Source organism: Methylobacterium sp. 1A, assembly GCF_058072805.1.
This window is the reverse complement of the sequence record NZ_JBYQVE010000002.1, coordinates 2398635-2422716: the sequence shown is the minus strand read 5'-3', so window position 1 is coordinate 2422716 and position 24082 is coordinate 2398635. Positions and strand designations below refer to the sequence as shown.

The following is a 24082-nucleotide window of genomic DNA, read 5'->3' as shown; positions in this document are numbered from 1 at the left end:
CCAGGGTCAAGACCCCCTACCCGACCCGGTCGGGGTGCCCATGCTCGGACAGGACGACATGCCGCCGATGAACGAGCCCCCGGGGCGGCCGGGAGGCATGCCGCCGAAGCTCGTACCTTCCGGCGCGAGGTGAGGGAGGCGCTTGGAGCTCCCAGCGAGACAATTTGCGTTGAAGTTGCCTTTGGGCGCCCCGGGGTGAAGGTAGTTTGAAGCTAAGAATGTCATGGCCGCAGGCTTCACCGATGTCCGCTTTGACTGTCTGCCGTCAGCGCTCGTGAGACAGATTGAGGCCGTTCACGAACGGAGGATGTCTGGTTCATCGTAGCCTCAGGAGCGAAGATGAAGCCGACATCCGGGCCGGCCCGGAAGCCGGCAGAGACCGTTCGGAGGCGAGCGTCTACCGCCTGCTCAAGGCTCACGACCTGATCACCAGCCCGGCCGACATCGTGATCAAAGCCGCCGACGAGTTCCGGGACAAGACCACCGCGTCCAATCAACTCCGGCAGACAGACTTCACCTATCTGAAGGTGATCGGCTGGGGCTGGTACGACCTCTCGACCGTGCTGGATGACTTCTCGCGCTTCATCGTGGCGTGGAAGCTGTGCGCGACGATGCAGGTCGGCGACGTCACCGCCACGCTCGACCTCGCGCTGGCGGCGGCCGGGCTCGATCATGTGCAGGTGGCGCATCGGCCGCGGCTGCTCTCCGACAATGGATCAAGCTACGTCGCGGGTGATCTGGCCGACTGGCTCGGCAGTCGGGGCATGACCCATATCCGCGGCGCGCCCCGCCATCCTCAAACGCAGGGCAAGATCGAGCGCTGGCACCAGACGCTCAAGAACCGCATCCTGCTCGAACACGCCTACCTGCCCGGCGAACTGGAGGCGCGGGTTGCCGCCTTCGTCGAGCATTACAACCACGCTCGGGCTCACGAGAGCCTGGGCAACCTCACTCCCGCCGACGTCTACTTCGGCCGCGGCGAGGCCATCCTGCGGGAGCGGGCGCGGATCAAGCGCCAGACCCTTATGGACCGCCGCTTGCGCCACCACGCGCAGGCTGCCTGACCTCTCAACCCAGGTGGACCAGAGCCTCCGGTCCTGAGCGTCCCAAATCGTCTCAAATCATCTGACGACGGACAAGCTCGGCAATCGAGCCCTCGGCGATCAGCCTCGCGTCGACGAGTTCATGCAGCCCTTCGTTGGACAGATGACGACGTCGACCTCGGCACCGTGGTCAAGCTGGTAGCGGATCGTCTTCGGGTCACGTCCTTGCGACGCGCCCGACCGGGTCTCGATCTTGATGCCTGTTTCCTGCTCGAAGCTCGGGATCGCCATGCGATAGGCGAGCTCGAAGTCTCCGAAGTTCAGAACGGTGATCGTCGGTCCGCTATCACGTGTCGATGTCATGGCTCGCGCGTCGTGAAGCGCGAGGCGGTACGGCCGCCATCTGCATCCTCCGTAGCGGTCAACGGATCAGCTCGCCACCCCGACCAGAACCGATGCGCAGCCGGTGCAGGGCCAGTCTCGATGACGGGGACACGCGGTCTGCGCGTCCCGGTTCGAGTCGCGAGCCGCGCGGCGCTCCGGCGGAAAGGCGACCCGGGCCGACGTTCGCGAGGCCGGCTACTCCGACAGTCGAGCGGACAGATTACGAGACCGCTCGCCGCCGCGCGCTCCGTCCGGACGAGTCTCGCGCCTGTGGCGTGCGCGAAGGCGCGGAAATCGACGTCCGGGAGGCCTGTGACCCACCGGCGGCGCCCGCGGCTCATCCGACTCCGCGTCTTGACATAAAACCATTTGGTTTTTCATAATACCGCATGGTTGACTTACCCGACGCGACGCTGGACGCCCTGTTCCACGCCCTCGCCGATCCGACGCGTCGGGCGATCGTGCGGATGCTGGCCGACAAACCGCTCAAGCTCGCCGAGCTCGCGCCGGCCTTTCCGATGTCGAGCGTCGCGGTCTCGAAGCACGTGAGGACCCTGGAGGCCGCCGGGCTCGTGACGCGGCAGGTGCGCGGGCGCTCGCATCTCTGCCGCCTCGAGCCGATGGCCCTGATGGAGGCTCACCGGTGGCTCCAGGCCTACGAAGTCTTCTGGACCGCGCGCCTCGATGCCCTGGAGGACCTGCTGGCGGAGATGAAGCGGGAGGCGGGACCGCCCTGAGCCCGCATCCCGCCCGCCGACGACCCGAAGACATGGGGAGGACCATCATGGCTCAGGACATCGCCGTCCCTCGTCCCTCCGCGCGCGCCGGACAGGCGCCCCGCGCGATCGCGCCGGGGCGCGTCCCGGAGGAGCGGACCCGCATCCGGCGGGTGATCCTGGCCTCATCCCTCGGTGCGGTGTTCGAGGCCTACGACCTCGTCCTGTTCGGGCCGATGGCCGCCATCATCGCCCGGCAGTTCTTCTCGGGCCTCGACGAGGCCTACGCCTATATCTTCACCCTGCTCTCCGCGGCCGTGACCTTCCTCGCCCGGCCCTTCGGCGGATTGATCTTCGGCCCCTTGGGGGACCGCGTCGGGCGAAAATACACCTTCCTCCTGACCATCGTGATCATGGGCGGCGCGACTGTGGCCATCGGCCTGCTGCCGACCTACGCGGCCATCGGCGTCGCCTCGCCGGCGCTGCTCGTGAGCCTGCGCATCGTGCAGGGCCTCGCCTTCGGGGGCGAGTTCGGCGGTGCCGTGACCTACATCGCCGAGCACGCCTCCGCGGACCGGCGCGGCTTGGCGACGAGCGCGGTGGGCATCACCATGGCCTGCGGCCTCGTTCTTGCGATCCTCGTCGTGATCGCCTGCGAATCCGTGCTGGGCAAGGCCGCCTTCGAGGCTTGGGGCTGGCGGATCCCCTTCCTGCTCTCGGCCGTGCTGATGCTGGTCTCGGTCTACATGCGGCTGAAACTGCAGGAATCCCCGGTCTTCCTGCGGATGCGCCGGGGCGGGGGCGGATCGCGCCGGCCGGTCCGCGAGGCCCTCGGGCGATGGGCGAACCTGCGGATCGTGCTCCTCGTCCTGTTCGGTCTCGTCGCCGGGCAATCGGTGGCCAGCGCGACGGGGTCCTACCCGATCTACCTGCTGATGCTGAACCTGAAGATCGATCCGTTCTTGCTGCACTACACGATCCTCGGCTCCAGCCTCGCCCTCGTCGCCTGCATGGTCGCGGCGGGCTGGCTCTCGGACCGGATCGGCCGCAAGCCGGTCATGCTCGCGGGCTTCCTCGGTGTGGCGCTGCTGGCATGGCCGGTCTACGCCGGCGTGACGCGCTTCGCCCATCCCGACCTCGCGGCGGCCGTCGCGGCCAAGCCCGTCGTGGTCGCCGCCGATCCGGCCGGGTGCAGCCGCCAGTTCGACCCGTTCGGCATCGCCCGGTTCGAGAGCCCCTGCGACCTCGCCCGGCGGGCGGTGGCCAAGCTCGGCATCCCCTATGCGACGCGCGATCTGCCGGTCGGCAGCCCGGTGCGGATCGAGATCGGCGAGGCGAGTCTCGCCTCCTTCGACGGGACCGGGCTCGACAAGGCGACGCTCGGGGCACGGACAGCCGAGTTCGGCAAGGCGCTGTCGACCGCCGTCGCGGCCGCGGGCTACCCGGCCAGGGCCGATCCGGCCAAGACGAACCTGCCGGCGCTGATCGCGCTCCTCAGCCTCCTCAACGTGTTCGTGGCCCTGGCCTCGGCCCCGCTCGCGGCCTGGATGATCGAGCTGTTTCCGACGCGCATCCGAACCACGGCGCTGTCCGTGCCCTACGCCGTCGGCGGCTGGTTCGGAGGCTTCCTGCCGGCCATCGCCTTCTCGGCCTTCACGGCGACGGGGAACATCTATGCCGGCCTCTGGTACGCGATGACCGTCCTCGCCGTCGCCTTCCTCGTCGCGGCGCTGTGCCTGCACGAGACGCGGGGCCGTGCCCTCGACGCCATCGCCTGACGGATCGCCCACGCCATGTCCGACACCGCGCCCGACACCGCGCCCGACACCGCGTCCGGCCCCCCGCGGATCGCCATCGCCCTGGTCCGGCAGCTCGATGCCGCCGCGGCCCTGGTGTTCGAGGCCTGCACCGACCCGCGCCGCCTCGCCCGCTGGCTCACGCCGGGGGCCGGCGAAGTCCGCGACGCGAGCTGCGACCTGCGGGTCGGCGGCCGCTTCAGCCTCGACGGCTGCAATCCGGACGGGCGCGCCTACGCGGTGTCCGGCGAGTACCTGGAGATCGTGCCGCCGCGGCGCCTCGCGATGACGTGGCACTTCGCCGGCGACGGACCACTCGCCGGACCGCCGTCGCGCGTCGAGATCGACCTGCGCCCCCTCGGGGTCGACGTGACCGAGCTGACGCTCTCTCATACGCGGCTCGACCGGCAGGACACCGCCGACCGGTACAGGGCGGCCTGGGCGATCTGCCTCGAACGCCTGCGCTGGAGCACCGCGCCGAAACCCGATGCGGCCGTGTTCGCGCCGCCTCTGGGCGCGATCAGCTACCTCTACGGTCCCCGTCACCGGGTCTTCCAAGAGGCGTTCGAGACGGGTGACCTCGCGAACCGGCTGCGAAGCCTGTCGGTCACGAGCGAACTCACCGCGACCCAGCAGGCCTTCATCGCGCGGCAGGATCTGGTCTTCATCACCTCCGTCGACCATCGGGGATTTCCGACCTGTTCTTACAAAGGCGGTGCGCGGGGCTTCGTGCGCGTGGCGGGCCCGCGCGTCATCGAGCTGCCGAGCTACGACGGCAACGGCATGTACCTCACGGCCGGGAATCTCGCGGCCAACCCGAAGCTCGGCCTGCTGTTCATCGACTTCGAGACGCCGCACCGCCTGCGCCTCCACGGCACGGCGCGGATCGCCCGCGACGCGAGGGACCTGGAACGTCATCCTGGCGCCGAGCTGGTGCTCAAGATCGATATCGCCGAGGTGTTCGTGAACTGCCCGCGCTACATCCACCGGTACCGTCGGGAGGCTACGTCAGGCTTCGTGCCGGGGCGGGCACGAGCGGGCGAGCTCCCGGCCTGGAAGAGGATCGATCTGTTCGCGGATGTCCTGCCCGACCGAGATCGGCGAACGATCGACCCGCGCGGCACCGGGACAATGACCCTGGCCGATTACCGCCTGCTGTTGGAGCGTGGGGAAACCTGACCCTGCACGGCCGCGGCTGGCTGTCAGGCCGGAACGTCTCGACCGTCTGCGACGGGTCGCCAACCCATCCTCTCGATCGGTCCCGTCCGGAGCCCGCTCATCAGCCCTGACCCATCGATCCGCAGGATGCGCGATCTGCTGGATCAGCCTCCGACAAGGCGTGAGGCGCCCACGGCCTTACCAAGTTTCCGGTTCGCGCCCTCGTCACTGGCGGCGCTCCGAGAGAGAGCCACCGCCGGTCACGCCACGACCCGGGTCTCAACTGCACGGCAGCGGCGACGGGCGAAAGATCCGAGCCTCACCACGCCTGCTCGAGGACGGAGCGTCCGTGATCCTGCTCGCGCCGGGATGGCTCCTGATCGTTCCGACGATCATCGATGCTGACGATCACGGTCCCCCGGCCATCTTTGCCAATCCAGAGCTTCCCCGAGGGGCCTCGGAAGCCCGCATAACCGTTCGCACAAGAGACGGTCCCTGCGCTCTCAGTACACAGCTGGGCTACGGCAGCCGGTCCCGCCGCGAACAGCGCGGGGGCGAAGGCGACGGCGGACCCCGCAGAGAGCAACACGGAGACGAGGCCAATGGCGGATGTGACGCGCATTGCCGCAGATTATGCAGCCTGTGGTTGAGTCTCAAGACAACTACGCAACCTGACCCCGGAGCTTCCCAGGACATCGAACGGCTTGGTAAATATCGGTCGGCTGTCGAGTCGATCGAGGGACCGGCACCCGGCGGCCGCGATCGCTGTACCACGCCGGATTTCCCGAGACAGTTTGGTTCAGGTTGCGAGCCGCGACACGGCTCCGTGCGGCCTGGACGTCGGCCCGATCGAGCCGGGCAGATGGCGACCGCGGCCATCCCCGAGATTACGGAAGATGGGGGCGCCTGCGGAACGAAGTCGTCCGCTCTGATGCCCCTGCAGCTCGGAAACGGAACGGCAGAGATTCACCCGTCGGAGACGCTCGCGCAGGCGGTCTGCGGCGGCCGATGCTGGCGGAAGCCGTGATCGGCTCGGAAGGCCGGCTGCCGGAAGAGAGGACGGACGCCTCGCGATCCAGCCCAGCCATTCCGGCCTGTTCAGCGGCATCCCCGAACCGGACATTCGGATGCAAGCAGCCGTGTCACCGTCTCATTTGCCCAGTCCGGCGCACGACGAGAAATGCGGACTTGATCGCGGTGGAGACGGATCGTCGCCGGGCACACACGATCGGGCAGACAATTCGTCGCGAACTTCAAATGTTACAATTCAGACCGATCGTTGAATGGGTAATTGTCATGGCAGGCCACTGCGAATGATCAGACCTCTATCACTCCGCACTAGAATCGGCGATTGCATCGATCAAGACGGATCGCTGTCGATGAACCACCCGGAGAAAGACGGCATCGTCCTCTAAGGCTCGCGCCAGCACGATCGCACCCTGTATCCCCGAAACCGCCTCCTCAGCGAGTTGCGAGGCTTGCGGTTCGTGAACGCCGCCGGCTCTCAGGCACCGGGCCAGAGCCGATATCCAGCGCGCGAAGTAGCTCCTTATCCGCTCCGCGAAAACGGCTCCGGAGGCATTCAGGCCAATGCAGCCGACGAGACAGACTCTCCTGCCGGATCGGAAGTATTCCGTCACATCCTCGATCATGGACGTGACGGCCGCTGTCGGATCGCGCGCATGCTCCAACGTCGAGAAGATGACCTTCTCGAACCAAGCGTCTATGTCGGCGAGAACCGCCTCCATCATCTCTTCCTTCCCGCCGGGAAAGAAGTTGTAGAGGCTGCCCTTGCCGAGGCCGGTCGCCTTCGACAGCACCGACAGGCTCGCGCCCTCGAACCCGTGCTCGCGGAACGCTTCCGCGAGTGCCGGCACGGCACCGGCCCGTTCGGTGAGGACGCGCTTCGTGCTCAAAGGCCCAGGTCACTCAGCGAGGGGTGATCGTCGGGTCTGCGCCCGAGCGGCCACCGGAACTTCCGTTCCGCCTCGGTGATCGGCATCTCGTTGATGCTGGCATGACGGTGCGCCATCAATCCGTCTTCGGCGAACTCCCAGTTCTCATTGCCGTAGGCGCGGAACCAGTGCCCGCCGTCGTCGCGATACTCGTAGGCATAGCGCACCGCGATACGGTTGCCGGTGAAGGCCCACAACTGCTTGATCAGTCTGTATTCGTGCTCCTTGTTCCACTTCCGAGTTAGGAAAGCTTGCGCCTCTTCGCGATTGGTCGCGAACTCGACGCGGTTCCGCCAGCGCGTGTCGGGCGTATAGGCCTGCGCGACCTTGGCCGCATCGCGCGTGTTCCAGCCATCCTCGGCAAGACGCACCTTCTGGATCGCGGATTCCTCGGTGAACGGGGGAAGCGGGGGTCGGGACATTGGGATCACCTCTCAGAACCATGTTGTACCGTTCGGTACAACATGGGCGCCGATAGATCAAGTGCCCTGAGAGCCCTCCGGCTCTCGGTCGGGAAATCTGCAAGCGGCGAAGGGCATCTTTTCCGGAGTGCCGTTCCCGAAGCGGACCCGCGGAAGCCCACCCGACCCTGTCGGTCACCTGCGGCTGCGCGGCTCGCGTCAGCGGAGGGATGTCCCGCCGCGCCCCTGGCAAGGACGAGCACCCTCAAGGCACCGGGATGCCGCGCCGGACGGGACCGGCCTCCGGCTGGCCGGCCGCCGCGGAACCGAAGACCCGCGCGATGAGGACGTAGAAGAGCGGCGTGACGAAGACGGCGAGCACCGTCGCGGTGACCATGCCGCCGAGAACGCCCGTGCCGATGGCCCGCTGGCTGTTCATGCTGGCCCCCGTCGCGACGGCGAGCGGCACGACGCCGAGGATGAAGGCGAACGAGGTCATGACGATGGGCCGGAAGCGCAGCTCGCACGCCTCCAGCGCCGCCTCCCGGACGGGCACGCCCCTGGCCACGAAGTCCTTGGCCACCTCGATGATCAGGATGGCGTTCTTCGCGGTCAGGCCGATCACCGTGATCAGGCCGACCTTGAAGTAGACGTCGTTCGGCATGTCCCGCATCAGCATCGCGAAGACCGCGCCGACCACGCCGGTCGGCACCACGAGCAGCACGGCGAGCGGGATCGACCAGCTCTCGTAGAGCGCGGCGAGGCAGAGGAAGACGCAGAACAGCGCCAGCGCCAGCAGATAGACCGCCTGGGAGCCCGACAGCTTCTCCTGCAGCGATTGCCCGGTCCAGGCGAAGTCGAAGCCCGGCGGCAACTGCCCCGCCAGCCGCTCCATCTCGGCCATGGCGTCGCCGCTGGCGTAGCCGGGGGCGGCGCTGCCGGAGATCTTGATGCTCGGGTAGCCGTTGAAGCCCACGACCTGCGACGGTCCCATCGTCCATTGCACCCGGGCGAAGGACTGGAACGGCACCATCTGCCCCTTGGCGTTGCGGACGTTGAGGTCGAGCAGATCCTCCGCCTTCATGCGCCGGGCCGCCTCGGCCTGGACGATCACCCGCTGCATCCGCGCGTGGTTCGGGAAGTCGTTGACGTAGGCCGAGCCCAGGCTCGTGGAGAGGGCGTCGTTGATGTCGGCGAAGGTGACACCCAGCGCGCTGGCCTTCTGCCGGTCGAGGACGAGCTCGATCTGCGGCGCGGTCGGCAGTCCCTCGACGTAGACGCCCTGCAGGATCGGGCTCTGGGACGCCGCCTTGACGAGATGGTCGCGCGCGGCCGCCAGCGCCGCGTGGCCCTGCTGCGCCTTGTCCTGGAGGCGGAAGGCGAAGCCGCTCGAATTGCCGAGCGAGTCGATGGCCGGCGGCGAGAGCGACATGGCGATGGCGTCGGGCAGGCCGCCGAGGGCGGCGTTGGCGCGGGTCGTGATGGCGTCGGCGCTGTCCTGCGGCCCGCGCTCGCCCCAGGGCTTCAGCCCGACGAAGTTGATGGCCGCGTTCTGCCCCTGGCCCGAGAAGCCGAACCCGAGGAGCAGCGTCTGGCTGTCGATGCCGGGCTCCTTGGCGAAGTGCTCCTCGATGCGCTTGGCCACGTCGAGCGTGCGGCCGGTGGCGGATTCCGGCGGGGTCTGCGCGTCGACGATGACGTAGCCCTGGTCCTCGATGGGCAGGAAGCTCGACGGCATGCGCCAGTAGCCCCAGCCGAGCGCGGCCACGAGGAGGCCGTACACCAGGAGCGCCCGAACGGGCCGGCGCAGCAGGCCCGCCACGCCGGACCGGTAGGCCCGCGTGCCGGCGTGGAAGCGGCGGTTGAACCAGCCGAAGAAGCCGCCCTTGGCATGATGGTGGCCCTTCTCGACCGGCTTCAGCAGCGTGGCGCAGAGCGCGGGCGTCAGCGAGAGGGCCAGGAAGGCCGAGAAGGCGATCGAGGTCGCCATGCTGACGGCGAACTGCCGGTAGATCACCCCGACCGAGCCGGGGAAGAAGGCGAGCGGCACGAACACCGCGACCAGCACCGAGGTGATGCCGACGATGGCGCCGGTGATCTGGCCCATCGCCTTGGCGGTGGCCTCCCTCGGCGGGAGCCCCTCCTCGCCCATGATGCGCTCGACGTTCTCGACCACCACGATGGCGTCGTCGACGAGGATGCCGATGGCCAGCACCATGCCGAACATGGTCAGCACGTTGATCGAGAAGCCGGCGAGCAGCAGCGCGCCGCAGGTGCCGAGCAGCGCCACCGGCACCACGATGGTCGGGATGAGGGTGTAGCGGACGTTCTGCAGGAACAGGAACATCACCGCGAAGACGAGGGCCATCGCCTCGGCGAGCGTCATCAGCACCTTCCGGATCGACACCTCGACGAAGGGCGTGGTGTCGTAGGGCACCGTCACCCGGATGTTGGCGGGCAGCGTGCGCTGGAGCTGGGCGAGCTTCGCCTTGACGCCGCCGGCGGCCGCGAGCGCGTTCGCGCCCGGGGCGAGCTGGATGCCAATGCCGGCGGCCGGGCGCCCGTCGAGGCGGGTCTGCATCGTGTAGGACTGGCCGCCGAGCTCGACCTCGGCCACGTCGCGCAGGCGCACGAGCGACCCGTCCGGGTTGGCGCGCAGCACGATCTCGGCGAACTCGGCGGGCGTGGTCAGCTGCCCCTTCACCAGCACGTTCGCGGCGATGCGCTGGCCCTCGGCCGCGGGCTGCGCGCCGACGGTCCCTGACGCGACCTGCGCGTTCTGCGCACCCACCGCGGCCGTGACGTCGCCCGGCGTCATCCCGAACCCGACGAGCTTGACCGGGTCGATCCAGATGCGCAGCGCCTTCTCGGACGAGAACAGGGTGGCCCGGCCGACGCCCGGCACCCGCCGCAACTCGCCGAGGAGACGGCGGGCGGCGATGTCGCCGAGGTCGGTCTCGCTCAAGGAGCCGTCCTTCGAGGAGACGGTGACGAACTGCAGGAAGCTGGTGCTGGCCTCCTCGACGATGACGCCCTGCTGCGTGACCGCCCGGGGCAGGCGCGCCTCGATGCGCTTGATCCGGTTCTGCACCGCCACCGTCGCCTTCGACGGGTCCGAGCCCGGCGCGAAGGACGCCATGATCTGCGCCATGCCGGACGTGTCGCTGGTGCTCTCGAAGTACATCAGCCCGGGGATGCCGTTCAGCTCCTCCTCGATGATGCGCGTGACCCCGTCGTAGAGCCGCTCGGGCGGAGAACCGGGATAGGTCGCGCTCACCTGGATCGTGACGGGCGCCACGTCCGGGTATTGCGACACCGGCAGGAACGCGAGGGAGATCGCCCCCACCAGCACGATGAAGATGGAGATCGCCCAGGCGAAGATCGGGCGCGCGATGAAGAAGCGGGTCATGGTGCGGTCCCGGCGCGGTCAGGGCTTCGCGGAGGCGGAGGACGTCCGGGGGCCCTGCCAGGGCGCCGGGTTCACCGCCATGCCGGGCTGTATCCGCTGGAAACCCTCGACCACGACGGTCTCGCCGGCCTTGAGCCCGTCCTCGACGATCCAGCCCGCATCCGTCAGCGCCCCCGCCCGCACGGGGCGCAGCGCTGCAATCCTGTCCTCCCCGACCACGAAGACCTGCGCGACGCCGGCGCTCGACCGCTGGATGGCCTGGGCCGGGACGACGACCGCGCCCGGCACCGTCCCCTGCGCGAGGCGGATTCGGACATAGGTGCCCGGCAGCAGGACGACCTTCGGGTTCGGGAACGTGGCCCTGAGCGACACCTGCCCGGTGCCGGGGTCGACGCTCACATCCGTGAACAGCAGACGCCCGGCATCGGCGTGGAGCGCGCCGTCGGGCAGGACGAGGCGGACCGCCGTCTCCTCCTTACCCGTGGCCCGCTCCGCCAGCCGCCCCGGATCGGCCGCGGGGGCATTGAAATCGGCGAAGATCGGATCGACCTGCTGGATCAGCGCGAGCTTGGTCGCCTCGCCCTGGCCCACGAGGGCGCCCTCCGTGACGAGGGCCCGGCCGATGCGGCCGGCGATGGGCGCGCGCACGGTCGCGTAGTCGAGGTCGATCCGGGCGCGGGCGAGCTGCGCCTTCGCGCTCGCGACGTCGGCCTCGGCTTGGCGCAGGGCGGCGATCGTGAGGTCGTGCTGGGCGGTGCTGGCTGCCTGACGCTCCAGAAGGGTCTCGGTGCGCTCGGATTGCTTCAGCGCCTGCACCCGCGTGGCCTCGGCCCGGTCGAGGGCCGCGGACTTGGCATCGACCTCGGCCCGGTAGACGGCGGGGTCGATGCGGAAGAGGACATCGCCCTTCCGGACGAGGCTGCCTTCCTCGAAAGCGCGCTCCTGGATGATGCCGGCGACCTGGGCCCGGACCTCGGCGACCCGCGTGGAGGTGAGGCGACCCGGCAGGTCGAGGGTTCGGGGCACCGTCCCGGGCTCGGCCCGAGCGGTCGAGACGTCGGGCGGCGAACCCGCCGATCCGGGACCGCCCGGTGCCTGACCGTCCGCCCCGGGCTTGCAGCCCTGCAGGGCGAGCGCCGCGACGAGGCCGAGGGCGGCGAGGGTCGGCGACCGCCGGGCCGGTGCGTGTGAAGGCATGGAGATCCGTCCTGGAATCGTGGCCGTCAGGCCGCCTTGCGCACGAGGCGCGCGTAGGCGCCTCCGCGGGCGAGCAGGGCTTCGTGCGTGCCGCATTCGACCACGCGCCCCCGATCGAGCACGACGATCTGGTCGGCCCGGCGGACGGTCGAGAGGCGGTGGGCGACGGTGATGGTCGTGCGGGGCTTGCCTGGACGGGCAAGGGCCTCGACCATCGCCCGCTCCGTCGCCGTGTCGAGGGCGCTCGTCGCCTCGTCGAGCAGCAGCACGCGCGGGTCGCGCAGGATGGTCCGGGCCAGTGAGAGGCGCTGCCGCTCGCCGCCCGAGAAGCGGTGCCCGCGCTCGCCCACCAGCGTGTCGTACCCGTCCGGCAGGGCGGCGACCATGTCGTGCAACTGGGCCGTCCGGGCCGCCGCGACCATCTCCGCGACCGTCGCATCCGGCCGGGCGAAGAGCAGGTTCTCGGCCACGCTGGCATGGAGGAGGAACGGGTCCTGCGTCACGACCCCGAGCACCTCGGAGAGGGAGGCGAGACTCAGGTCGCGCACGTCGACGCCGTCGTAGAGCACGGCGCCGCCATCGACGTCGTAGAGCCGGGCCAGGAGATGGCCGAGGGTGGACTTGCCCGAGCCGGTCGCGCCGACGATGGCGGTGTGCGACCCGGCGGGGATATCGAGCGTGACGCCGGCGATCGTCGCGGGGCCGGCTCGGTCGTAGGAGAACGTCACGCCGTTGAGGCGCACGTGGCCGGCGACCTCGGCGGGGTCGAGGGTGACGGGGTCGGGCCGCTCGGTGATGCCGACCGGCTTGTCGAGGTACTCGAAGATGCGCGCGAACAGGGCCCGCGTCTTCCGGGCCTCGACGCCCGTGCGCAGGACCTCCTCGAGCGGGAACAGCATCTGCTCCTGCAGCGCGATCATCGCGACGAGAGTGCCGATGGTCATGGTCGTCCCGGCGCCCGCCATCCAGCCGCCGAGGAACAGGGTCAGGGCCGGCAGGGCTTGCAGCACGAGGTCGATGACCGACCACTGCCACTGCCCGGCCGTGTGGGACCGGACCTCCAGGTTCGCCACCGCGCGCGAGGCCCGCGCGAAGCGCTCCGCGAGATGGGGGACGCGGCCCATCGTGCGGGCGAGGACGATGCCGGAGACCGAGAGGGATTCCTGCACCGCGGACGTCATCTCGGCGATGCGTTCCTGCTGCGCGTAGGTTGTCTCCTCGCGCAACCGGCCGACGCGGACACTGATCCAGGTCGCCGGCGGCAGGACCAGGAACGAGAACAGGGCGAGCCGCCATTCCAGCAGCAGCATGGCCGCGGCGGTCATCACCACCGCGCTGGCGTTGCGCGTGGCCTCACCCGCCGTGTGGGTGACCAGCGCCTGGAGGGCGCCGATGTCGCTCGCGATGCGGGACTGGATGTCGCCGGAGCGGGTCGCCGTGAAGAACCCGAGCGGAAGCGACTGCAGATGCGCGTACACGCGGACCCGGAGGTCGTGCATGAGGGCCTGCCCGACCTTCGCGGTGACGAGGGCCTGCAGCACGCCGATGCCCGCCCCGAGCGCGGCGAGGCCGACCATGCCGGCGGCGAGCCGGCCGAGCAGTCCGAGGTCGGCGCGCGGCAGCGCGACGTCGACGATCTCGCGGAGAAGGAACGGGGCGGCGAGCCCCGCGGCGGAGGCGAGCGCGATCAGCCCGATGACGAGCGCGATCCGGCCCGCGTAGGGGCGGAACAGGGTCAGGATCCGGGCGACGGAGACGTGCCGCGCGGCCAGGTCGCCGTATTCCGCGGCATCGCCCGGCCCGTCCGCGCCGCGGGCGGGGGCGAACCCATCCATCGAGGTCGATCCCATGGCTCAGTCCCGGTCGCCGCCCGGGTGCGCGGACGGTTCAGCCAATGTCATCGCGACGAGGCGGTCGCGGAGCGCGTCGAGGGCGGGGACCGGGTCGCTCGGCTTCTCGCGCACGAGGTAGGCGAGCCACGCGCCGTCGGCGGCGAGCCGGACGAACTCGAGGTCGGCACTCCCGTCGGTGTCGCGGTGGCGGTGCAGGCGTTCCGCGAACCAGGCCGACACCATGCGGCGCAGGGGCGGCTCGGCGAGGATCGAGATGTGGAGAGCGGCCCACTGGCTGCCCTCGGTCATCATCGGGTCGTGCAGCGTGATGTCGACGTAGGCGCGGGTGTACCGGCCGTACGGCCGGGGATCCTTCGCCATCGCCGCGTCGATCTCCGCGTCGAGCTGCGCGATCAGGTCGGCGACGACGCCCTCGACCAGGGCCTGCTTGCTCGGGAAGTGGTGGAACAGGGCCCCTTTGGTCACCCCGGCGGCGTGGCAGACCGCCTGCACGGTGACGGCGGACAGGCCCTGTTCCAGGGCGAGCTTGGCTGCGCAATCGAGCAGCGCGCGCCGGACGAGCTCGGGCCGCTTCTTGCGATGATAGGCGGTCGCCATGGCCCCTTCCCAGGAGTGACGGGAATCGTCCCCGCCTCGAAGATACCTACCGTGCGGTATCTTTCAAGTGCCGTGATCGGATGACGTGTCCGAGACGCCGGCGCGCAGGTGCGCAGCTCCCCGCCGGCTTCGGCTTACCGGAGGGCGTCGGCCTGTTCCGACCGGGCACGAGAGCAGGCCGGTGCAGATCCGAGCCGGCAACCACGGCGAAGGCGACCCGGGTCGGGCGGCCGGACAAGGCCGAACGCACCGGACCGTCGTCCCGCGCAGCGACTACGGCGCGCGGAAGCTCGCCCGCGCGACCAGTCCCGATCCGCCTGCGCGGGAACCGAGCGTGACCGCCCCGCCGATCCGGTCCGCGAGGGCTCGGACGATCGCGAGCCCGAGGCCGCTGCCGTCAGGACCGTCTCGCGTCGCGACACGGTAGAATCGCTCGAAGACCTTCTCGCGCACCTCCGGCGGTATGCCCGGGCCCTCGTCCTCGACGTCCAGGCAGGCGCCCGTCTCCGTGCGCCGGACACGGACGACGGTGGTGCCTTCGGGACGGTTGTAGCGGATCGCGTTGTCCACGAGATTGGTGAGGATCTCGCCGACGATGAACGGATCGCCCACGACCGGCACCGCGCCGTCGGGGCGATCGAGGACGATCTCGCCCCCGCGCGCGAGGGCGTGGGGCACCTGCTCCGTGACCACGCGGGCCGCGATGTCGTTCAGGTCGGTGATCGCCGCGGCGGCGTCCGTGGCGGCCGCGCCCGCATCGGCGCGGGCGAGCGCGATCAGTTGCGCGAGGAGGCGTTCCAGGCGCCGCGCGGCTCCGTCGATATCGTCGATCGCCGCGGCGTGGGCCGGTTCCCCGGGCGTGATCCTGCGGAGCAGTTCCACGTGCATCCTGAGCACGGCGAGCGGCGTCCGCAGCTGGTGCGAGGCATCCGACGTGAAGGTGCGCTCCCCCGCGATCGCCTGCTCCAGGCGCTCGAGCAGCGTGTTGAGGGCGAGCACCGGGGCCAGCGCCTCGCGGGGCACCCCGGCCACGTCGAGCGGCTGCAGGTTGATCGCCCCCGGGACCGCCCGCCGGTCGATCGCGTCGCTCAGCCGGGTCAGCGGCCTCAGGCTGCTGTCGATGCTGTACCACGACAGGGCCCCGATCAGGCCCATCAGCCCCAGCTCGGCCAGCGCGAGCCCGGCGAGCAGGCGTCGCTCCAGGCCCTGGCGAGCCTCGCGCGTCTCGGCGACCTGCACGAGGACCGGGTCCGGCTTCCCGTAGACCCGCCGGGCCTGGGCGGCGATCCGCACGGCCGCCCCGCGGACGATGCCGTCGCGATGGGTCGTCACCCCGAGCGGGAGCGTATCGACGTCCAGGCCCGGGAGGTCGCGATAGCCGGTCACCAGCGCCCCGCCGTAGGTGACGCTGTAGTAGATCCGGTCCTGCGCCTGGCTCTCCAGCATCCCGAGGGCGACGCGGGGCAGGTCGACCGACACCTCGCCGTCCTCCACGGTCAGCCGCTCGGCGATCGCCAGGACGGACCCGTCGAGCAGGCGGTCGTGCGTCGTCTCCACGACGTTCCGGATCACGAGCGCGCCGGCGAAGCCGAGCAGCAGCGCGAGCGCCAGGGCCGGGAGCAGCATGCGGACGAGCAGGCGCCGCCGGATCGAGGGCGCGCGCGGCCGGGTCACACCGGCATCAGCAGGTAGCCGAGGCCGCGGATCGTGCGGATCTCGGGCCCGTCCGGCTGCAGCTTCTTCCGCAGGCGGGCGACGTAGAGTTCGAGGGCGTTCGGCGCGACCGCCTCGTCGAAGCCGAAGATCTCGGCGCTGAGCCGTTCCTTCGGGACGGGTTTCCCGGCGCGCGTCATCAGGATGGTCAGGACGGCGAGTTCCCGGCGTCGCAGCGCGACGGGCGCCCCGCCGAGGGTCACGGTACCCGCGGCCCGGTCGAGCTCCAGCGCGCCGCAGCGCAGGACCGGGTTCGGCACGGCCTGCCCGCGGCGGACGAGCGCCCGCACCCGCGCCTCGAACTCGGCGAGGTCGAACGGCTTGAGCAGGTAATCGTCCGCCCCGAGATCGAGCCCACGGACGCGGTCGCTGATGGCGTCGCGCGCGGTCAGGATCATGACCGGAACGGTCGAGCCGGCCGCCCGGACGGCCTTGAGGACCTCGAAGCCCGGCAGGCCCGGCAGGCCGAGGTCCAGGACGATGAGGCTGTAGGGTTCGCTCAGCGCGAGCTGCACCGCGTCCGCTCCGTCCGCCTCGTGGTCGACGGCGTATCCGCCGTGCCGGAGGGCGGCGACGAGGCCGCGCGCCAGGGCGGCATCGTCCTCGACGACCAGAACGCGCATGCTCCTCCCGTCATCGATCGTGTTGGCCGAAGCGGTCCTCCGAGTCTAGCATTCCCGCCCGGTCTCTGCACGGCGAAGCTGCGGGGACTCCCGCGGCTCTCGAAGGGCAGACCCTGGTGCGCGCTCCCGCTGTCGTCGGCCTCGTCCTGCTGCTGATGGCCGGTCCGGGCCCGGCCTCAGCACAGGTCGAACCATCTCCGGCGGCCGAGGGGACCGGGTCCGCCGCGGCCCGCGGCGAGACCGTCGTGGTCGTGCGGGCGACGACCGACGAGGCCGAGGTCGCCGACCTCCTCGCGGGCTTCCGCGAGGCCCATCCCGGCGTGGCGGTCTCCTACACCAAGATGAATTCCGCGACCCTGTACGACGGCTTCGTGGAGGAGGCCGCGGCCGGCGCGGTCGAGGCGGACATCGTGTGGAGTTCCGCCATGGATCGCCAGATCAAGCTGGTGAACGACGGCTACGCCGCCCACTACGCGTCCCCCGAGGCGGCCTCCCTGCCGGCCTGGGCCGTGTGGCGCAACGAGGCGTTCGGCGTCACGGCCGAGCCGATCGCCATCGCCTACAACAGGACGCTCCTCCCGCCGGAGCAGATTCCCCAGACCCGCGCCGACCTGATCCGAGCCCTGACGGACCACCCCGAGACGTGGCAGGGGAAGGTCGCCGCCTACGATCCGGAGCGGAGCGGCGTCGGCTCGCTGATCCTCGCGCAGGACGCGGACGTGACGCCCCGGACGTGGGACCTCGTCTCCGCCCTCGGGCAGGCCGGCGTGAAGCTCTACACCCGGACGGAGACCATGCTCGACCGCATCGCCGCGGGCGAGGCCGTCCTCGCCTACGGCGTGTTCGGCGCCTACGCCCTCGAACGGGCCCGGCACGATCCGGCGATCGGCCTCGTGCTGCCCACGGACTACACGCTCCTCGTCTCGCGGATCGCCTTCATCGCGAAGGACGCGCCGCATCCCGCCGCAGCCCGCATGTTCCTCGACTACATGCTCTCCCGCGAGGGGCAGGCGCGGCTCGCCGCCCGGTCGCTCACGCCGGCCCGGACGGATGCCCGCCGGGCCGACGACCCGGTCGCGTCCGCCCCGGCCCTGCGGCCGGTCCCGGTCGGGCCGGAGCTGCTGGCCAACCTCGACCAGATCCGGCACGCCCGCATGCTGCGGCGCTGGCGGCGCGCCGTGGAAGGCCGCTGAGACCGGGTCCCGCGACAGCTTCGTGACAGGTTGACCGGCGTATAGCGGCGTCAAGCGCTGCGAAGTCGGCGCGAATACATGGGAGGATTGGTTTGCGGCTGCAGCCCGATCGCCAAGAGCGATCGTCAGCCGTTCAGAACCGACGCTTCCCTCGTGCGGTTGCGACCGCTCCGGCGCCTGAGGGAGACAGCAATGATACAGGCCCATCCGTCGAGTTCCAAAGTCGCCACGGTCCTGCGCGTGACCAGCGGCAACTTCCTGGAGATGTTCGACTTCTTCCTGTTCGGCTTCTACGCCACCTACATCTCCAAGACCTTCTTCCCGGTCGGCAACGAGTTCGCCTCGCTGATGCTGACCTTCGTGACGTTCGGCGCCGGCTTCCTGATGCGGCCCCTCGGCGCGATCTTCCTCGGCGCCTACGTGGACAGCATCGGCCGCCGGAAGGGGCTGATCGTCACGCTCGGCATCATGGCGGCCGGCACGATCCTGATCGCCTTCGTCCCCGGCTACGGCACGATCGGCCTGTTCGCGCCCTTCCTGGTCCTCGTCGGGCGCCTGCTGCAGGGCTTCTCGGCCGGCGTCGAGCTCGGCGGCGTCTCCGTCTACCTGTCGGAGATGGCCACCCCCGGCAACAAGGGCTTCTACGTGTCCTGGCAGTCCGGCAGCCAGCAGGTCGCGGTCATGTTCGCCGCCGTGATCGGCTACATCCTCAACCACGCCCTCTCGCTCGCCGACATGAACGACTGGGGCTGGCGGATCCCGTTCTTCATCGGCTGCGCGATCGTGCCGTTCCTGTTCTACATCCGGCGGTCGCTGGAGGAGACGGAGGAGTTCCTGAAGCGCAAGCACCGCCCCTCCATGAAGGAGGTGTTCGGCTCGCTCGCCAGCAACTGGCAGATCGTGCTGCTCGGCATGCTGCTCGTCGGCATGACCACGATCTCGTTCTACACGATCACCGTCTACACCCCGACCTTCGGCAAGGCCGTGCTCAAGCTGTCCGACACCGACAGCCTTCTCGTGACCTTCTGCACCGCCCTGTCGAACCTGTTCTGGCTGCCGGTCATGGGAGCCCTGTCCGACCGGATCGGGCGCAAGCCGCTCCTGCTCGTCTTCTCGGCGCTGACCCTGCTCACCGCCTACCCGGTGCTGGGCTGGCTCGTGGCAAGCCCGAGCTTCGGGAACATGCTGATCGCCCTCCTGTGGCTGTCCTTCCTGTACGGCAGCTACAACGGCGCGATGGTGGTCGCGCTGACCGAGGTGATCCCGGCGAGCGTGCGCACGGCCGGCTTCTCCCTCGCCTACTCGCTGGCGACGGCGCTCCTCGGCGGCTTCACGCCCCTCGTCTCAACGTGGCTCATCGAGGCCACGGGCAACCGCGCGGCCCCCGGGCTGTGGATGGCCTTCGGCGGGGCGTGCGGCCTCGTCGCCACGCTCTTGATCTACCGCCGGGCGACCCAACCGGTCGCTCTGGGAGCCCCCGCGTGACCGGCTCGCCGGGAGCACCCTGCCTCGGAGACTCCGCGCGCGTCGCGTCGTAGGGGTCACGACAGAGGGGCGGCCGGGACCGGATCGTCGGCCGCCGCCCGCCCCTCCCCTGACTGACCGCCGCGCCGACCGCCCGACACGGGTCCCGTCGCGCGACCTCAGAGATCCAACGTCTTGCGGGCGAAGCTCTCGATGTAGTCGACGAGCCTGTCCGACGCGGCGCCGGCAGCCTCGACGTCGCGACGCGCGACCGCCTCGCAGACGTCCGCGTGGAGGTTGGCGGTCAGCGGCAGATCGGCCGCCTGCTTGTAGTGCTGGTACCAGAACCGCCGCGACAGTCCCGCCATGCTCTCCAGCGAGCGCACGGCGAACTCGTTGCGCGAGGCCGTCGCGATCAGCTCGTTGAACTGCCGGTCGAGGCGCATGAACGCCAGATCGTCCGACGCCGCGGCCGCGTCGCGCATGTCCTGCGCGAGCCCCGCGAAGACCTCGCGCTCCTCGCGGGTGGATCGCTCCGCGGCGAGGCGGGCGATCAGGCGCTCCAAGACGCGCCGCGTCTCCAGGAGCCGCAGCTGCGAGCGCACGTTGATGTCCGACACCAGGATGCCGCGCCGCGGCATGACCACGACGAGCCCGTCGCGCGCGAGGCGCTGAAGGGCTTCCCGGATCGGGGTCCGCCCGATTCCGAGCCGTTGGACCAGGTTCTGCTCGCCGAGCACGAGGCCGGGCGGGAGCACCAGGGTCGTGATCATCTCTTCCAGCTGCTGGTACGCCCGGTCGGTCAGCGTCAGGTCGGGCAGATCGTCGTTGCCGCCCGCGGCATGGGGTGCCTCCTGGGCGGCCTCCTGGGACACCTCCTGGGACGCCCCTTTCACGGCCTTCCGCGCCCGCTTGCGGCCCGGCTCGGCGGCGCGGACGGACGTCGTCTTCCCGGTCACGAAGTTCATAGACGACACCCCCGCCACGGCCGGGCCCGCACACCACGCCGCCATCAGCGTGCATGGGGCGGGCCCGCGCACCGCGCAAGGGCATACGTCTGATATATCTTGCGCATCTTAGTAATATCCTGCATGACGACTCGCCGCATATAACTGTGAGGGAGGTTGAGCCATGGCAGGGCCTGTTGCGATTTCCGCCGGCGACGTGCTGCCGGATCGGACGACCGCGGACGCCACCGCCCGCGCCGCGGTCGGGTCGGGCGCGCTGATCGCGGCGCGACTCGAGCGGCTGCCGATGACCGCCTTCCAGCGCAACATCTTCCTCATCATCGCCACGGCGTGGTTCTTCGATTCGATCGATCTCGGCTCGCTCACCTTCCTCCTCGGGTCGATCAAGACCGAGTTCGGCCTGACGACCGCCCAGGCGGGACTGCTCTCGAGCATGAGCTTCATCGGCATGTTCGCGGGCGCGGCCCTGTCGGGCATGCTCGCCGACCGGTTCGGGCGGAAGGTGGTCTTCCAGATCAGCATGGTGTTCTGGGGGCTCGGCAGCCTCTGGTGCGCCTACGCCCCGGACGCGACGATGCTGGGCTACGCCCGCCTGCTGCTCGGCTTCGGCATGGGCATGGAGTTCCCGGTGGCGCTCGCCATCGTCTCGGAGTTCCTGCCGACCGCCAAGCGCGGCCGCTACCTCGCCATCATGGAAGGGTTCTGGCCGCTCGGCTTCATCGCGGCCGGCTGCCTCAGCTACGTGCTGCTCAGCTATTTCGACTGGCGCGCCGTCTTCCTCGCGCAGGCCGTGCCGGCGCTGTTCCTGTTCGTGATCCGCTTCCTCGTGCCGGAATCGCCCCGCTGGCTCGCCGACCGCGGCCGGCACGCGGAGGCGGACCGGGTGATGGCGCAGATCGAGCGGCAGGTCGCCCTGCGCCTCGACGGGCGTCCGCTTCCGGAGCCGACCGTCCTGCCCGAGCCGGCGCGGGGCGAGCGGCGCTTCTCGTTCCTCGAACTCTGGAGCCCCGGCTACGCCAGCCGGACGGTGATGATCTGGCTGACGTGGTTCTTCGCCCTGCTGGGCTTCTACGGCCTCACCACCTGGCTCGGCGCGCTCCTGCAGGAGGCCGGCTACAGCGTCGCCAAGTCGGTCACCTACACGATCCTGATCTCGCTCGCGGGCGTGCCGGGCTTCATCGCCTCGGCGATCCTCGTCGAGCGCTGGGGCCGCAAACCCACCGCGGTCCTGATGCTCTTGGGCAGCGCCGTCGCCGCCTACCTGTACGGTCACTCGCCATCGTTCGGATGGCTCATCGCCTACGGGCTGATGATGCAGTTCTTCCTGTTCGGCATGTGGTCGGTGCTCTACGCCTACACGCCCGAACTCTACCCGACGCGGGCGCGCGCCACCGGGGCCGGCTGCGCCTCGGCCATCGGCCGCGTCGGCTCGCTCATCGGGCCCTTCGCGATCGGCCTGATCCTGCCGGTGCTCGGCCACGGCGGCGTCTTCGCCCTGGGCGCCGGCTCGTTCGTCATCGCCGCCGCGAGCGTCGGGTTCCTCGGCATCGAGACCAAGGGCAAGTCCCTGGAAGCCATCTCGCACTGACCGGACCGGCCCCGACCGGACGGTGGCGGCGTCGCCGCCGCTCGGTCAGGTTGACAACTGATATATCAACGGTATCTCTATAACGACAGATCCCGGTGGGGGCGCGTCGTCACCCCCATCCCAGCGAGGAGGCGCATCATGGAACTCGCCAACACCCGCATGAGCGAGCGGCAGCGGAACTACCGCGCCAATTACCGCCAGCGCGTGGCCGGCTGGTACAACGGCTTCCTGCACATCGCGATCATCTACACGATCGGCCTGACGGCCCTGTACATCTACGTCTCGAACATCCACGCGCCGAGCTGGATCGAGCTCGCGACGGTCCCGGTCGTGTTCCTGTTCTGCAATTTCTTCGAGTGGTGGCTCCACCGCTACGTGATGCACCGGCCGCAGAGCAATCCGATCGGGCGGGCCGTCTACAATCGGCACACGCTGCAGCATCACCAGTTCTTCACCGACCACGAGATGCGCTTCGCCGACCACCGGGACTACCGGGTGACGTTCTTCCCGCCCTACGCGCTGGCGACGTTCACGCTGATGTCGATCCCCGGCGCCATCGTGCTCGGCAACATCTTCACGCCTAATGTCGGGTGGCTGTTCATCACCACGACGACCAGCATCTACATGATCTACGAGTTCATGCACTTCTGCTGCCACGTCGAGGAGAACTGGTTCGTCCGCACCATGCCGTTCATCAACACGAACCGGCGGCATCACACGGCCCATCACGACCAATCGATCATGATGGAGCGGAACATGAACCTGACCTTCCCGATCATGGACTGGCTGTTCGGCACCTCGGACCTGAACCGCGGTCTCATCGGGACGCTCTTCAACGGCTACGACACGCGCCACGTGAAGACCGACATGCGCAAGACCGCGCGCACGCCCGGTGCCCCCGAGCCCCGGGCCATGCAGGCCGCCGAGTGACCCGCCGCGCAACCCGCCGCCTAGACTGACGAGCAGCCCGGAACGCCGCCATGGACATGATCGAACCGAACGTCGCCGCGCTCGCGTGGTTCGCCCTCTTCGCCGGGGTCGCCTGCACCGGCTTCTACGTGCTGGCCGGGATGTTCCCGCTGGAGACCCGGCCCGACCTGAGGGCGCGCCCCCTCGGCCTCGCGCTGATCGCGGCCAACGTCCTCCTGCTCGCGGCGCTGACCGGCGGGATGCTCGCCTACGGGGCCGCCGAGCTCCGCTGGTCGAGCCTCGTGATCGTGGGCGGCTTCGCCATCCTGTTCGCGCCCGGCCTGTTCAACGTCTGGCCCCAGCGCTGGCGCGACGGCGTCGCGGGCCTGGCGATCGTGCTCGCCGCCCTCTGCGGTACCCTCGGCCTGCTGCAGCAGGTCGGCGCCGTCTTCGTCCTCTGACCCGCACGCGCGATCCGGGAGGGATCCCATGCCGTTTCCGATCAAGTTCGGCCTGTCGGTCGCCGTCGCGCTCGCGGCGCTCGCCGGCTGGTTCTACATGGGCCATCTCGGCCAGACCGGGCCGCGCTGGGCCGTGGCCTTCCTCGGCCCGTTCATGGTGGTCAGCCTCTGGATCTTCCCCGAGGTGATGCGCAACCGCTCCGACGGCCGCACCCCGCGCCACCGGATCCGGGAGGCGCGGTGATGGACAAGGTCTATGCCGGGGACCGGACGATCGACGGGATCGTCGTCACGGTGAACGGGGCGCCGCTGCCGGATCGGGCCGAGGCCAAGTGCTACTCCCGGAACGGCTTCGAGTGGAGCTACGAGGGTCCCGAGCCCTCGCAGCTCGCCTACGCGATCCTGGTGGATCATCTCGGCGACGCGGCGGAGGCGGAGCGCCTGCAATTGCGCTTCATGCGCGGCGTCGTGGCCAACTTCCAGAACGAGTGGGAGATGACGACGGCCGACGTCGCCCGCGTCCTGGAGCGCCTGGATTCGGGCGGCGCGGCGCGGTCCGGCTGAGACTTGCAGCGCCCTCCGCCGCGGCGCGTCGGGACCGCGGCGGCGTTCCGTAGCGGCCCTGCCTGTGCCATGCTCCCGCGTCCGGAACCC

Annotated in this window: 20 protein-coding genes and 1 pseudogene; 11 read left to right on the top strand and 10 right to left on the bottom strand. The window is 69.9% G+C overall.

What is annotated here, in order from left to right:
- Positions 1-383 precede the first annotated feature (383 nt).
- Positions 384-1064, top strand: a pseudogene (locus ACX9MN_RS31445) (transposase); the annotation flags it as partial.
- A 99-nt stretch (positions 1065-1163) separates the two neighbouring features.
- Here ACX9MN_RS31445 and ACX9MN_RS31440 read toward each other — a convergent pair.
- Positions 1164-1406: a hypothetical protein gene (locus tag ACX9MN_RS31440; protein WP_489726325.1), complete on the bottom strand. Its 243-nt coding sequence runs from the start codon at positions 1404-1406 to the stop codon at positions 1164-1166.
- A gap of 410 nt (positions 1407-1816) precedes the next feature.
- Between ACX9MN_RS31440 and ACX9MN_RS31435 the strand changes: the two genes are divergently transcribed.
- The 3 genes from ACX9MN_RS31435 to ACX9MN_RS31425 are packed head-to-tail and all read left to right on the top strand — an operon-like array spanning position 1817 to position 5118.
- A complete protein-coding gene (locus ACX9MN_RS31435; protein ID WP_482960219.1) occupies positions 1817-2164 on the top strand; it encodes an ArsR/SmtB family transcription factor in 348 nt (115 codons plus the stop codon).
- Positions 2165-2211: 47 nt separating this feature from the next.
- Entirely contained in the window at positions 2212-3921 is a 1710-nt protein-coding gene (locus ACX9MN_RS31430; protein WP_489726324.1) for an MFS transporter, read from the top strand.
- Positions 3922-3936: 15 nt separating this feature from the next.
- Complete coding sequence (locus ACX9MN_RS31425) at positions 3937-5118, top strand: SRPBCC domain-containing protein (protein ID WP_489726323.1); 1182 nt, start codon at positions 3937-3939, stop codon at positions 5116-5118.
- A 1307-nt stretch (positions 5119-6425) separates the two neighbouring features.
- Here ACX9MN_RS31425 and ACX9MN_RS31420 read toward each other — a convergent pair.
- From ACX9MN_RS31420 to ACX9MN_RS31385, 8 genes are all read right to left on the bottom strand, one after another.
- On the bottom strand, positions 6426-7013 hold the full coding sequence (locus ACX9MN_RS31420) for a TetR/AcrR family transcriptional regulator (protein WP_489726322.1): 588 nt from the start codon (positions 7011-7013) through the stop codon (positions 6426-6428).
- Positions 7010-7474, bottom strand: a complete 465-nt coding sequence (locus ACX9MN_RS31415) for a nuclear transport factor 2 family protein (protein ID WP_020095776.1) — start codon at positions 7472-7474, stop codon at positions 7010-7012. The genes ACX9MN_RS31420 and ACX9MN_RS31415 overlap by 4 nt, the downstream gene beginning before the upstream one ends.
- A 244-nt stretch (positions 7475-7718) precedes the next feature.
- Complete coding sequence (locus ACX9MN_RS31410; protein ID WP_489726321.1) at positions 7719-10862, bottom strand: multidrug efflux RND transporter permease subunit; 3144 nt, start codon at positions 10860-10862, stop codon at positions 7719-7721.
- An 18-nt stretch (positions 10863-10880) separates the two neighbouring features.
- Positions 10881-12059 (bottom strand): efflux RND transporter periplasmic adaptor subunit, encoded by a 1179-nt coding sequence (locus tag ACX9MN_RS31405; RefSeq protein ID WP_489726320.1) that lies wholly within the window; start codon positions 12057-12059, stop codon positions 10881-10883.
- A gap of 26 nt (positions 12060-12085) precedes the next feature.
- Positions 12086-13909: an ABC transporter ATP-binding protein gene (locus tag ACX9MN_RS31400; protein ID WP_489726319.1), complete on the bottom strand. Its 1824-nt coding sequence runs from the start codon at positions 13907-13909 to the stop codon at positions 12086-12088.
- 3 nt (positions 13910-13912) lie between these two features.
- A complete protein-coding gene (locus ACX9MN_RS31395; protein ID WP_020095780.1) occupies positions 13913-14509 on the bottom strand; it encodes a TetR/AcrR family transcriptional regulator in 597 nt (198 codons plus the stop codon).
- Between the two features lie 273 nt (positions 14510-14782).
- On the bottom strand, positions 14783-16183 hold the full coding sequence (locus ACX9MN_RS31390) for a sensor histidine kinase N-terminal domain-containing protein (RefSeq protein WP_489726318.1): 1401 nt from the start codon (positions 16181-16183) through the stop codon (positions 14783-14785).
- Positions 16180-16845: a response regulator gene (locus ACX9MN_RS31385; protein ID WP_020095782.1), complete on the bottom strand. Its 666-nt coding sequence runs from the start codon at positions 16843-16845 to the stop codon at positions 16180-16182. The genes ACX9MN_RS31390 and ACX9MN_RS31385 overlap by 4 nt, the downstream gene beginning before the upstream one ends.
- A 116-nt stretch (positions 16846-16961) precedes the next feature.
- Here ACX9MN_RS31385 and ACX9MN_RS31380 point away from each other — a divergent pair, with 116 nt between their 5' ends.
- The gene (locus ACX9MN_RS31380) at positions 16962-18038 is read left to right on the top strand and encodes an ABC transporter substrate-binding protein (RefSeq protein WP_489726317.1); all 1077 of its coding nucleotides are present in this window, start codon (positions 16962-16964) and stop codon (positions 18036-18038) included.
- Between the two features lie 192 nt (positions 18039-18230).
- The gene (locus tag ACX9MN_RS31375) at positions 18231-19523 is read left to right on the top strand and encodes an MFS transporter (RefSeq protein ID WP_489726316.1); all 1293 of its coding nucleotides are present in this window, start codon (positions 18231-18233) and stop codon (positions 19521-19523) included.
- Positions 19524-19681: 158 nt separating this feature from the next.
- Here the strand turns inward: ACX9MN_RS31375 and ACX9MN_RS31370 are convergent, their stop codons facing one another.
- Positions 19682-20470, bottom strand: a complete 789-nt coding sequence (locus tag ACX9MN_RS31370) for a GntR family transcriptional regulator (RefSeq protein WP_091927999.1) — start codon at positions 20468-20470, stop codon at positions 19682-19684.
- A 163-nt stretch (positions 20471-20633) separates the two neighbouring features.
- Here ACX9MN_RS31370 and ACX9MN_RS31365 point away from each other — a divergent pair, with 163 nt between their 5' ends.
- The 5 genes from ACX9MN_RS31365 to ACX9MN_RS31345 all read left to right on the top strand — a co-directional run bounded on the left by ACX9MN_RS31365 (position 20634) and on the right by ACX9MN_RS31345 (position 23992).
- A complete protein-coding gene (locus ACX9MN_RS31365) occupies positions 20634-22058 on the top strand; it encodes an MFS transporter (protein WP_489726315.1) in 1425 nt (474 codons plus the stop codon).
- 138 nt (positions 22059-22196) lie between these two features.
- Complete coding sequence (locus tag ACX9MN_RS31360) at positions 22197-22988, top strand: sterol desaturase family protein (protein WP_489726314.1); 792 nt, start codon at positions 22197-22199, stop codon at positions 22986-22988.
- Positions 22989-23038: 50 nt separating this feature from the next.
- Positions 23039-23428, top strand: coding sequence for a hypothetical protein (locus ACX9MN_RS31355; protein ID WP_100253679.1), 390 nt, complete (start codon positions 23039-23041; stop codon positions 23426-23428).
- Between the two features lie 28 nt (positions 23429-23456).
- Entirely contained in the window at positions 23457-23672 is a 216-nt protein-coding gene (locus tag ACX9MN_RS31350) for a hypothetical protein (protein ID WP_020095789.1), read from the top strand.
- On the top strand, positions 23672-23992 hold the full coding sequence (locus ACX9MN_RS31345; protein ID WP_091927949.1) for a DUF6166 domain-containing protein: 321 nt from the start codon (positions 23672-23674) through the stop codon (positions 23990-23992). The genes ACX9MN_RS31350 and ACX9MN_RS31345 overlap by 1 nt, the downstream gene beginning before the upstream one ends.
- The last annotated feature ends 90 nt before the right edge of the window (positions 23993-24082 follow it).